General features: G+C 40.1%; 10 protein-coding genes and 1 tRNA gene. 3 read left to right on the top strand and 8 right to left on the bottom strand.

The window, feature by feature from the left end:
• Positions 1–66 precede the first annotated feature (66 nt).
• Positions 67–143: transfer RNA gene (locus tag AK825_RS02815), tRNA-Pro, on the top strand.
• A gap of 208 nt (positions 144–351) precedes the next feature.
• Positions 352–1,152 carry a hypothetical protein gene (locus tag AK825_RS02810; protein ID WP_068034577.1) on the top strand — a complete coding sequence of 267 codons (801 nt, stop codon included), beginning with the start codon at positions 352–354 and terminating at the stop codon, positions 1,150–1,152.
• Between the two features lie 392 nt (positions 1,153–1,544).
• Here the strand turns inward: AK825_RS02810 and AK825_RS02800 are convergent, their stop codons facing one another.
• Positions 1,545–1,847, bottom strand: coding sequence for a monooxygenase (locus AK825_RS02800; protein WP_068034573.1), 303 nt, complete (start codon positions 1,845–1,847; stop codon positions 1,545–1,547).
• 152 nt (positions 1,848–1,999) lie between these two features.
• On the opposite strand from AK825_RS02800, the gene AK825_RS02795 reads away from it, so the two are divergent.
• On the top strand, positions 2,000–2,983 hold the full coding sequence (locus AK825_RS02795) for a DUF1853 family protein (protein ID WP_068034571.1): 984 nt from the start codon (positions 2,000–2,002) through the stop codon (positions 2,981–2,983).
• Between the two features lie 53 nt (positions 2,984–3,036).
• On the opposite strand, the gene AK825_RS02790 is transcribed toward AK825_RS02795, so the two are convergent.
• From AK825_RS02790 to trpA, 7 genes are all read right to left on the bottom strand, one after another.
• On the bottom strand, positions 3,037–4,344 hold the full coding sequence (locus AK825_RS02790) for a hypothetical protein (RefSeq protein ID WP_068034570.1): 1,308 nt from the start codon (positions 4,342–4,344) through the stop codon (positions 3,037–3,039).
• Positions 4,345–4,481: 137 nt separating this feature from the next.
• Positions 4,482–5,966, bottom strand: coding sequence for a hypothetical protein (locus AK825_RS02785; RefSeq protein WP_068034568.1), 1,485 nt, complete (start codon positions 5,964–5,966; stop codon positions 4,482–4,484).
• A gap of 576 nt (positions 5,967–6,542) precedes the next feature.
• Positions 6,543–7,082 carry a DUF2726 domain-containing protein gene (locus tag AK825_RS02780; RefSeq protein WP_068034566.1) on the bottom strand — a complete coding sequence of 180 codons (540 nt, stop codon included), beginning with the start codon at positions 7,080–7,082 and terminating at the stop codon, positions 6,543–6,545.
• A 273-nt stretch (positions 7,083–7,355) separates the two neighbouring features.
• Positions 7,356–8,540 (bottom strand): LysM peptidoglycan-binding domain-containing protein, encoded by a 1,185-nt coding sequence (locus tag AK825_RS02775; RefSeq protein ID WP_068034564.1) that lies wholly within the window; start codon positions 8,538–8,540, stop codon positions 7,356–7,358.
• Positions 8,541–8,742: 202 nt separating this feature from the next.
• Entirely contained in the window at positions 8,743–10,092 is a 1,350-nt protein-coding gene (folC, locus tag AK825_RS02770) for a bifunctional tetrahydrofolate synthase/dihydrofolate synthase (RefSeq protein WP_068034562.1), read from the bottom strand.
• A gap of 257 nt (positions 10,093–10,349) precedes the next feature.
• Positions 10,350–11,288, bottom strand: coding sequence for an acetyl-CoA carboxylase, carboxyltransferase subunit beta (accD, locus tag AK825_RS02765; protein WP_082785745.1), 939 nt, complete (start codon positions 11,286–11,288; stop codon positions 10,350–10,352).
• A 391-nt stretch (positions 11,289–11,679) separates the two neighbouring features.
• On the bottom strand, positions 11,680–12,504 hold the full coding sequence (gene trpA, locus AK825_RS02760; protein ID WP_068034560.1) for a tryptophan synthase subunit alpha: 825 nt from the start codon (positions 12,502–12,504) through the stop codon (positions 11,680–11,682).
• Between the last annotated feature and the right edge of the window lie 36 nt (positions 12,505–12,540).

The raw sequence follows: 12,540 nt of genomic DNA, 5'->3' as shown, positions 1-12,540 counted from the left end.
GTAAACTATTAGCAAAATAAATAGCTCTTGCAATACGTGCGATTTTGCGTAAAATAGTCAGTCATTCGGGGCGTAGCGCAGTCTGGTAGCGCACTACACTGGGGGTGTAGGGGTCGCAGGTTCAAATCCTGCCGTTCCGACCAAACATAGTAGTTAAAGAGAAAAGCCAATCATTGTTATCAATGGTTGGCTTTTTTTGTGTTAAATTTGGCTGATAATTGTGTGATGATTCATTAAGCAAATAATAACAAATATTTTGCAAGGCTAAGTCCAATTACATAAAATCAGCTGATCACACACCTTTAAGCTGACTTTTATTTATTTTTCTTTAAGTGTATAGAGGTGTGAAATATGAAAAGTCTTAGTGATTATTTAAATACTGAAGACACTGTTAAATTTATCAAAGAGGTGACGAAAGTATCTTTTTTTAATAAAGGTAACTTATTTGACCTTGTAGTAAAAAAAGAGCTACAGCCTATAATTTATTTTGATGGTTATGGCTCAACATGGAGAAACAAATTATATTCACCATACCCCGAAGATTTTGAAGATATGAACGAATGGTCAGAAGGTATAGAACACTTAGCACAATCAAATCATGTCAAAGGGTATTTTTATATCTTACATGGTGAAGCTATCATAAATTCTAAAATTCCAATAGCACACAGACGTTTCATTATCCAAAATCTAGTAGGTTATCAAATAATACCTGACTCCTCTTTACCAAATCGAGGATCAAACTCAAAAGGAGATATATTTAGGAGAACGCCCTTGTATGTGACTGACCTTATTGTATTGTCTAATGAAAATCCAAAAGATGAGATTATAGACCCGTATTTTAGTGAAAGCGATATTAAATTTTATGTTTTGGATCTAATAAACATGATTGAAAAAAATGGATATTATTCAGATGACGAGGCGATTAAGCCAAACCAACATGCCGATGACGAGCCAACACACCATAAGAGCGTAGGTTCTATGCAAGCTTTAGTAACCACATTAATTAAAATGGCAGAATATGACAAAGAAGACTTAGCTGACCCATTTGGAGAACTCAATAAACTTATTCAAGCAAAAGCTGAAGTGTTAGGACTATCAGTTAAAAAAGACTTTATTGCAAAATGGTTAAAGAAGGCTGATAACGTTCTATAGAACTCTGCCACTTTCTATATAGAACTATCGAACCGATCTACTCAGTAAACTAGCAACCATAACTCGCATCAATCAAGTTGCGGTAAATATGGAACTATAAAAATGGCACACTTAGAAAAAGCTAAAATCTTAACCAGCACAAAACTATCAATTCAAAAACTATTCAACAAACCACCCAAACGGTCATTCGCTATATTAAAATTTCTGATCATTATCCTAGTACCTTTATTATCAAATGCACCAGATATTCAGCTTAACTTTTATATGATTAATATCATTCTTTAAGTATAGAATACGCAATAAAAAATCCAGCCATTGAAACCAATGACTGGATTTTATTATGCTCATTACTCATTACTCTTTACTCTTTACTCTTTACTCTTTACCCATTACTACACAGACGCTTTAGTAATTGCACTTAACTCTTCATTAATTTTAAAGGTTTTCGATTTGATGTCTGTAAATCCAAAAGATTCTAAACGCTCGGTATGCTTGGCAAGGTATCTGTTAGCATCCTCTAAATTATCAAACACATAAATACCGCCAGCTTCTTGCGTCTCTTTATTTTCTGTCCATAGCTTATAGACCAGACCATTTTCAGTGGCGATGTCTTCAGCGAGCTCTTTCATCGATTCAAAGAACTCATTGCCAAAAGGGCCACTATAAGGAAAGTCGATTTGCAAAAGGTATTTCATAGTTTAATCCTCATTGTTATTTGATTTATGTTTCATAATCGACAGAGCATGCGCTGCCAAATGGTCTCAATCTTAACATAGTACGATTGACTATAGACTTTTAGCAAACGAGCAGCTAGGGTAAATACTTTACGTTTACTCTGGTTTAACCTATGTTTGAGCTTAGCACGCTACGCCCCGCCACTCTCGCAACTCATACCAATTATGCGCCTTGGGAAGCTTACCAGCGGCCGTATGTGCGCGATTTGGCTTATGTGCTGGCGTGCCCTAACGTCTTAACAGAATGGTTGGACTTTGCACCGCATCAGAATACACATATCGTATCGGTACATAGTGCAAGCTTTTGGCAGCGGCAGTTTGAGGCGTATGAGCAGCGTTTAGAAGAGCTAGATACTACCAATGCTTATCAGGATCTGACCCGCTATTTACTGACGCGCCCGAGTCCTAACCGCTTAGGTTTTCATTTCGAGGGACTGTTGTCATTTTGGTTAGAGGATGGGTTTGCGCGCAAGTTGCATCCATACGAAACGCTCGCAAATAACGTACAGTTGTATAAAGGCAAGCAGACGACTGGCGAACTAGATTTGATTTTGCATAATCATGAGGAAAGTCTCACCGAACATTGGGAATTAGCGATTAAGTTTTTTATGGGATCAGCCCCTTTTGCACCTGTAAATTGGGTAGGGATAAATTCTAATGACAATCTACAACGCAAAATGACGCATATGCAAACTAAGCAGTTTCGCACGGTGTGGGTCGATACCGAAAACCATGGACAAGTAAAAATTGATAAGCGTTATGGCGTCATAAAAGGGCGATTCTTTTTGCCAATGAACATGGCTAATTTTAGCCACTCAGATATGCCTACTTGGCTAGCACCCAGCTTTCCGATGCATAAATGGTGCGATAAAAATGATAGAGATAATCTCGCTACGATTGATATGAATAGCCTTAGGCACGCACATTATATCGAATGGTTTACTAGGCGCGGATTTTATGACTTACGTCAATCGCGTCAATCACAAATATCTTGGCCAGACAATACTTTGCCTGCAACAGGGCTATACTTTGAAGGCGACAGACCGATCGTCATTTATCCTAAGCAGCGCGATAAATCTACTGATGACTTAGAGTAACTACTATCGCGCTAAAATGTTACTTTCTCTCTTTAACTTATAAATCAATCAAATTACCAAGAATAACGTCCGTATAAGCTAATCTCGCTGCGCTGGGCTTTCTCTGAATCAAGACTATCAGTGAGCAGTTTAATACCGCCATATTGACTGTCTACGGCCAAACCCAATGCTTGCGTCTGCGGCTCTATTAAACCAGTAATAGTAACAGGATAAGTATCATTTCTGGTTTGATAGCCTGCTGATAGCTGATACAAGTCTTGGATATCATTGACTTGACCATGCATACCGAGCTGCCATTGGTTGTCTAGCTGATGCATAAGGCTACCCTCAACTCGCCATGGCAATGTCTGCGTGACGTCATCAGTATCCAGCTGACCTCCGGTCATATCTATAGGTCGTCTATTTACATCGTAATCTAGTACATATTTAGTACTGGGCGTGTCTTTCCAGTGCATACGTCCAAGGAGATCGTAACCACGGATCGACAACTGAGTACTGTCCGATAACTTCCCTGTCAGACTTACATCTAACGAATAACCATAACCTGCGGGTTTTTCAGGATACCAATTCAGGTCTTCTTCCCCAAGCGCTGGCTCATCATAGTAGTAATCTACATAAGTCTCCGTTTTATTTAAACGGTCTATATTTCCAACTATCTCACCATCAGGAAACGCTTGTGACGTGACATTTCCCATAGCATTACCTTCAAGTACATGTAGTCCTTTCCAAATATTGGCATAAGTTGTTAGCTGCCAATTAGGAGCTATCTGCTGGGTAAAACCCACATTCGCACCGATACGTTCATTATGCTGTGCTTCTAACTCTAACGCATAGGTTTGGTTCTGATTAGGTATTTGCTTGTTTTGATACTGCCAATACAAATCTGCGGTTTCTTGATTAAATGTCATCATATAATCATAACGCCACGCTAGACCATAGCTAAGCGGACTATCAGCTTGGCGCACATTGATTGACGCGCGCCCCTGTGCGTAGGCGTGCTTGCCAGAATCTAAAGGCGTATCCCAATCCTTAATAAAAGCAGCAATTGGCTGCGCTGGACTATGAGCAGTTGCCATCATCGTCCAATCAATCTGTGTGGCTGGTTTTTTAGATGCGATAGATGGCATAGATACTAAAGAAGTCGTCAAACTCCTCTCTGAAGTTAACGCATCATTAGTAACTTGATAAGTCATCGGTGACTCTTGCGCCATAGCAGAGATTGAAATACCTGTACTTATGATAACCAATATATTGCGTGTGATAGAGACCATTTGATAGCGTACCTGAGAAGACTCAATAGATTGAGGTGAGAGTAAAGTTTTTATAAATGGCATATAGGTGGATGAGCGCGAGGAAAGCATAAAATTCTTCCATGAATTAAAAGGCATAAAAAAGAGACAGGGCTAGCTGTCTCTTTTTTACACATTATCGATATCTCAAATACGTATCATCACGTTTGAAATATCGTACTTTGGGCTGATGAGATAAGCACTCATAATTAACCTAAAGGAATAAAGCTATTGTCTTTAAACTTAGCACTTACTGTACCGTTGTTCTGTAATAATTCACCAAAGACTTCACCATTGACCGTAATATCAGCAAACTTACCAGTCTTGGCATTTTGGATAATGAACTTATTATCAACATCGAATTTTAAATTAACAGCTGCATTATTTTGGGTAATATTAAGCTGTGTACATTTACAGCTGACATTATATTCAGTGTCTAAAATAGTTTTACCAGTCACATACAACTTCTTGCCATCAACACTTGCATTCAAACCTTGCAGCTCTACAACATCACGTGACATACGCTTCAAGTTTGCCTGAATATCCAGCGGTATAGTAGAGGTAGAAGTGGAGTTGGCATTCTTTCTTGCCACCTTACCCTTGAGAGACATCACTATCTCTATACCAACAAACTTACCAGTAGCCTCTTCAATATTACCATCCTGAGTTACTTTGATGACATTTTTGATATCGGCTTCATTAGCCACTGCATTTAGCGAAATAGTTACATCAGTTGCAGGCTTCTCTTTAAGCAGTTGACCCGTTAGTTTAATAGTCGATGGTAAAGTTCTGACCACTAAGGTGCCATCGGCAAGCTTACGACTCATATCCAAGAACGCCATCTCAAGATCACGGGCTTCGATAGTACTATCGTTAGCTTTAAGCTTTACATTACCCAGTTTTATCACTGCTTTTTCTAGGGTAATACCTTCTCTATTGATGTCATTTAGATCAAACTCATCATTTACCAATACTTTATCGCTGAACTGGGCGTTGACCATTGCACCTTGTGACGTTGAACTAAAAACGACAGCTTCTGCACCTGAACCAATATTTACACTATTGAAACCAAAACTACCTTTGAAGTTGTTAGTACTAGTGTTCGAGCTTAAAGCATTTATATAACCTTTATAGATATTAGTAAATGCATCTTTACTCACAACAGTTTTTTCATAATTCATGGTCTGGGAATTGTATTTATAATCATACTCTGTAGTCGTAAGTAACGTCGTACCTGAAAGTTTGAACTGACCATCAGTACTAAGTGTCGCTATAAAATCACTACTTGGGTTTATTGTTGTATCACCCAAAGCTGATTTAAAACTTGCATTATTAGCTAAGGCAATAATATCAGCTGATGTTAATCTTGCTAGGTTATTTTCTTCCATATAATAAAAAATACCTGTTGGCACATCGAACGTAGCGCTAATTCTTTGCTCTTGTCTTTCTGTAAGAATTTCACTAGCACCTTCATAGGCATCTTCAATGGCTTTATTATCCAAAATGAACTGCTTGGCAGTATTAATAATACTTTTAGCTTGCTCAAGCTCAGACAGGCTGTTGTCTACAGGTGGCTTAGGTGGAATGGCTGAACCGTTATTATTGGAAACCGTTGTTTTACCGCTATCACTACCGCAACCTGCTAGTGCTAAGGTGCTGGCCAATGCTAATGCAGTCAGTTTGAAGAACTTCATAAAATCATCCTTTATTTGTGAGGTCTCTTTCGAGTTACGGTAGTAGATATACTTAAATAAATAATTAAATGATGATTATCTGTCTGATCTAACACCATCAAACTTTTAGTCAAAACTTAAGTTCACTAATCAACAAGCGAATAATATATTCATTTATTGATTTAGTCTATACAGTAATGATTTATATTTTAGATATTACACAAATATTAAAATAAAAAGGATTTACGGATTTTATAATTAAAAAATACCAATCATAATGACTGTAACTTGCTAATTTATAAATAAATAATAAGTAGGATGAACCTGAAGACTCTCGCTAATATATATAGTGATAGGAACGCTATTTAGATAAATACGATTTTATTTAGTTCTATAATTTTAAGAGGTTTTTGGGCTTTATTTGAAGTTTCAAAAGTAAGCTAAAGTCTAAAAGTAATTGATAGTCAATTCACGATAATATCGACATAAGGAAGCTAATTACAGGCTGTGACTATACCTTACTGTAGTCATCAAAGTTGACGCTGCAATGGTTTTATAGAACGTAAAATTACGCATTGGTATTGAAAGTTTCAATAATCAATAAGTCTCGATGACCTGCATTAGCTCATATCTGAGCATATCTGCACTTGGCAAACGTTCAGCATGAAACCGTACAATCGGAATACCTGCACTAGCAAGCGCTTTGTCTTTTTTGTCATCCGCCTTTTGTCTTGATTTACTACTATGTGTCCAGTCATCAAGCTCAATAGCGACTAATGTCGTCTGCGCGTCTATATCGGTAATGACATAATCAACACTTTGACGGCAGATACGGTTAAACCAAAAGCTACGTTCGGAGGTTTCGTCACTATTAGCTTCAATAATGCGAGAGAGTTGAACTTGCACAAATATATGATATTCGGGCAAGGCGTTTTTGAGCTTATGAAAAAATATGACTTCAGTATCAGTCATGATAGGCATCGGTGCAAATGGCCAAATAGCCAAATCATCACCGCGTACAGGTTGTGGATCGGACTCAATGTTTTTACTAGATTGACGTTTTGACAACAACTTTGGTAATGTAATCAGCCCCAAAAAACCTACGGCTAACACCAAAAATACAACGCCAAATGACATAATTCTACCTTATAAAATTTTGGGATGACTGATGTTAGAACTCTCTAAACAATCAATCACAACGCGGCAACCATTATTGGCTAACACGTAATACAGAGAAAAATAAGTAAATAACAAATTGTTTTTATACTATCCGAGCTAGTAAGTATCTACAATTTATAAACCACAAAACACGACAATAGATGTCGTGTTTTGAATAATACATAATTGGATATAAGAATAAAGTTTAAGATATTAGTGGGTCTTAAAGATAACGTCTAACAAACTAATGACCTAACGCCAATACAACACCCATGCACCTGATGTATCAACCTGAGGGTCAGTATTGATCTTATCTTTGAGCGCCAATGCTGCAACCTTTCCACGTTCTGGACCGACTACAACTCGCACACCGCGACTAGTAGTACTGGTTTTAACTTGATAACCAGCGGACTTAAATTTCTTGGCCACATCGTCAGCTGAAGCTTGATTACTAGCCAAGGCTACCTGCACACCAAAGCTACCTTTGGCATCAGTTTCTTTAACTTCTTGACGAGCTTCGCGCAGCTTTTGTTGAGCTTCACGTTTGGCATCAGCAGACTTCTTAGCTGCTGCAGCCTCACGTTCTAGACGCTCAATTTGCTTACGCGATGGAATCGTTAACTCTTGTCCAACTCGCAATGAAGTCGATGAAGAGATGTCATTAGCTTGAGCCAAAGCTTCAACTGGCATATTATATTGACGCGCTAGTTTGATTAAGCCATCGCCTCTTTTTACAGTGTAGTCTGCTGGAGATTTTGGTGGTGCTGTTTTAGCAGCTTCAGCCTCAGCTTTTTCTTCAGCTTGCCTTTCTTTCTTAGCTGCAGCCTGTTCTTCAGCCTTTTTCTTGGCATCAGCTTTTTTCTTATCGGCAGCTTGAGCTTCTTTTTTCGCCTCTGCCTCAGCTTGCTTTTTCGCCTCAGCCTGCTTTTGATTATCTGCTAACTTTTTCGCTTCAGCTTGCTTGGCAGCTTGTTCAGCCGCTTGAGCTTTTTGTGCCTTATCATTAGCCGTACTTGTAGTCGTATCATTGCTCGGTTGCACAGTCGGTGTCGCAACTGTAGTACCCTCTGCTACCTCTGTACTATCACTTTCTGCTGGAAGAGAGTTGGCAACATACTGCTGGTTTTCTGCACGAGATTTAGCCAGTGCTTGTGCTTCTGCACTCTCTTGCTCTGCCAAAAACTGCTGTGCACGTTTCTCTTGCTCAGCGACACGAGCAGCACGTTCTTTTTGCTTTTGAGCCAAAATACGTTTTTCAGTATCGATATCTGTGGTCAACGGCGCCGTTGAGGTTTGCTCAGTTGATGATTTTTCGACGATAGCAGCAGGCGTTGCTGGTTTATCACTAGTACCAATCTGTTGCACCATAGCATATAGCATTACGCTACCGCCTATAATCATCCCAATGCCCAATAAGGCTTGTCTCGAAAAATTCATCCGTTTACGTCTCTTAGTTGGTAATAAGGTTGATTGCTAGGCATGACTAATCTTTGTCGCCATCTCATTGCAAAAGTTATATCGTTTTTGTAAAACGCTTTGATTATAAAACATATTTTTCGCGCTGTCTGCTATCACACATCTCTTAAAATGATGTTTAGAAAATATTTACGCGCCAATCAATTTTAAAGGGTAGTAAATATTACTTCACATCAAGAGTGGCAAGCGCTTCACCAATCGTATGAAAAGAGCCACATACTACAATTAAATCTTGTGGATCACTGTTTTTGATTACGGCTTGTGTAGCCTGTTGTAAGTCAGCATAAACATGTATAGCAGTATCCCCCACGTGGGCAGCTAATGCCGTTTGCAGCTCGTCAATACTTGCTGCACGAGGATGATCAATCTCTGCAATGTACCAATCCGTAATCGGCAAATCAGCATCAGTTAAACGCTGTGCAACCATAGCGATATCTTTATCGCCTAACATAGAGAATAACATCTTAATAGTCGCAGATGGTGAGTTTGATTGACGGCTAACATGCTCCTGCCATAATGGTAATAGTTGCGCTAACAAAAACTCAACTCCTTGCTCATTATGTGCCACATCAAACAGCCAATGACGCGCAGCTACCTCACGGTAATCAAAACGTCCTGCTAGCTTGACAGTACGTAATGCCTGTTCAATAGCCTTAGCATCTACGGTCAATGAGCTTGCTAGCACCGCGGACAGCGCGTTAGCAGTATTCGTCAGTGACAACGCGGGACGTGGCAGCTCTAGGGTGACAGCCGCATTACTATACTGCCAAGTCTGCGCATCAACTACACGGTAGCTAAAATCATGCTCTACTTGATAACAGCTGGCATTATGCGTATTAATAAGTTGCTGCACGCTGTTTGGCATATCAGTGGCACCGTATATCAAAGTAATATCATCACGCAGGATACCGGCTTTCTCGCTACCAATGTCTTCGACATTATCACCCAACCAATCCACATGATCGATACCGATATTGGTGATGACGGCCAAATCCGGGTCAATAATATTAACTACATCTAAACGTCCACCTAGCCCCACTTCCAACACCCAAACATCGCAATCGGCTTCGGCAAATATCAGCAATGCAGCAAGTGTTGTCATCTCAAAAAACGACAATGTTAAATTGCATTGGAGTCGCGCTGCTTCTACTTTGCTAAAAGCATCAATCAAAGTCTGATCGCTAACCATTTCACCGTTGATACGCACGCGCTCATTAAAAGCGCTTAAATGCGGAGATTGATACAGGGCGGTCTTGTAGCCTCCAGCTTGACACATCTGTGCAATAACTGCCGTCGTCGAGCCTTTGCCATTAGTACCTGCCACGGTGAATACATAAGCATCGTCTTTCGCTGACTTTACCACTCCTAGCGCCTCAGCGACGGGCAGCACACGTGATAGCCCCATATCTATCGCTGACACATGTATCTGTTGCATATAATCCAGCCATTCGGTTAGACTCGACTGGCTATTTGGGCTATTGGTATTAATCGTATCAGATAAGGATGCAGACATAAAAAACCTATTAAAAAACTCAAATTGAAAAGAATTTAAAATCGAAATTCAAAGCAGTGTATAACAACACTCTCAAAAACCAAACCTAAAAACCAAAAATAGCACTTATCGTTAAATAACGACAAATGCTATTAGAAAGCTTTTGGACTAAGTATTTTGGACTAAGTCTAGTTATGCTAGATGCCGGTCAATGCCAAAACGGATGACAATATTTAGTTATATAACTTAACCAAATACTTTAGTCAGACAATGATTGACTAAGCATTGACGTTTGGCTGATGACACAACTTAGCCAACAAGCGATAAATCGTATCAATCATCTGATGACGATGCACCACTTCATCAACCACGCCATGCTCTAACAAGAACTCAGCACGTTGGAACGGCTCTTCTAATGTCTCACGTACCGTCTGCTCAATCACGCGCTTACCAGCAAATCCAATCATTGCTTTTGGCTCTGCTAAGTGAATGTCACCAAGCATAGCAAGAGAGGCAGTTACGCCACCATAAACTGGATTGGTCAGTACTACGATATAAGGTACGCCAGCAATTCTTAAGCGCTCAACCGCCGCCGCAGTACGTGCCATCTGCATCAATGATAGCAGACCTTCTTGCATACGTGCACCACCAGAGGCAGCAAAACATACCAAAGGCTTTTTCTCATTTAGCGCTTTTTCAGCGGCCTCTACAAACCGATCACCAACGACCGACCCCATTGATCCACCCATAAAGCGGAAGTCAAAAGCACAAGCAACCACCTCAAGGTTACGCAATTTACCATACAAAACAATTAAGGCTTCGCTCTCGCCAGTCTTGGTCTGTGCTTCAGTCATGCGCTGTGGATACGGTTTACTATCTACAAATCCAAGAGGATCCTTCGCAGTAAACTGCTGGCCAAGTTCACCATCAACTTGACCTAAGAACCAATTCAAACGCTCACGCGCCGTCATCGGTAAATGGTGGTCACAATGCGGACAGACATAGCAGTTAAAAATCAGCGCTGTATTGGTAATCATTGAATGACAGCTGGTACATTCTGTTGACGGCTCGGTCTCGACTGCCGTCAACGTCTGTGTCAATTGCTGCTTGATACCTGGAACTGGACGATCAAACCAAGAATGACGTGTTGGATCAGCAGCACTGCTATTGTCTTGAGTATCAGGTTTTTTTATAGTATCAGTCATAATATTCGCCATTATTGAAGGCTTATCGGCAAGCTTGCTCATTCACTTGTCCTTAAGAATTTAATTGTTGTCTAGTCTAAGAATCAAATACAGCCATAACATGAGCAGTTATAACTGACGCGACAGTCCATCACACTAATACTATCTATACATAAGATAAATAGCAGGCAAACCGAATCGCGTAATTGTAACAAATTATACGTCATGTTAGTTTACACTCGTAAACTAAATTTAGCAAAGTCATTTAGCCTTGTACATAAAAAACTATCGCTAAAATATCGCCACTGAAAACGCTACTATTTAAAAAACTGTTATCAGAAATATTTAGAAAAAACACTAACTCTGAAAACAACGTCGCTATCTTAATAACAGCTTATTTGACGCAAACCACAATGACCGACTATTAGGCGCTTAAACTATCGAGTGCGCCGCGTAGCTCGTCCATCTTAGCCATAATTTTTTGCTGAGCATTAGCAACAGCAGTTGGATCTTTAGCATCTATATCGGCAAAGTTCTGCACCAGCGCACTACCCACAATGATACCGTCCGCATGAGCACCAATCGCTTTGGCTGACACTGCATCACGAATACCAAAGCCCACGCATATTGGCAAATCGGTCTCAGCTTTAATCGCTTGCACTTGGGTGGCGACATCATCAGTATCTAGCGTTGCCGAGCCCGTCACGCCTTTAAGCGACACATAATAAATATAACCACCACAATGTGTTAGGACTTGCTCACGGCGTTCAGGTAAAGTGGTTGGCGATAACAAGAAAATCTCATTCATCGAATGGTCAGTTAAATGCTGAGTAAAGCTACCCGCTTCTGCTGGCGGTAAATCAACCATCAAGATACCATCAACACCTGACTGCTCGCATAAAGCGACAAAGTTATCGTAACCGATGATTTCAACGGGATTGAGGTAACCCATTAGGATAATTGGCGTCTGCGTGTCTTGTTTGCGGAACTCTGCGACCATGTTTAATGCATCACGCGTACTGGTACCCGCTGCTAACGCACGCTCACCAGCTAGCGCAACGGTTGGACCATCTGCCATGGGGTCAGAGAACGGTAAGCCGACTTCAATCATATCCGCGCCATGCTTGACTAAGTCATGTAGTAATCCGACGAAGTTACCAGGATTAGGATCGCCTGCCATTACATAAGGAATCAGGGCTTTTTTGTTTTGTGCTTTTAGGGTTTCAAATGTACTTTCAATACGGGTCATAGTGTTCTCTAAAATTAATTTAAACTGGCTATATTG

Source organism: Psychrobacter sp. P11G5 (assembly GCF_001593305.1).
Taxonomy (GTDB): Bacteria; Pseudomonadota; Gammaproteobacteria; order Pseudomonadales; family Moraxellaceae; genus Psychrobacter.
This window is presented reverse-complemented; position numbering and strand designations above follow the sequence as displayed.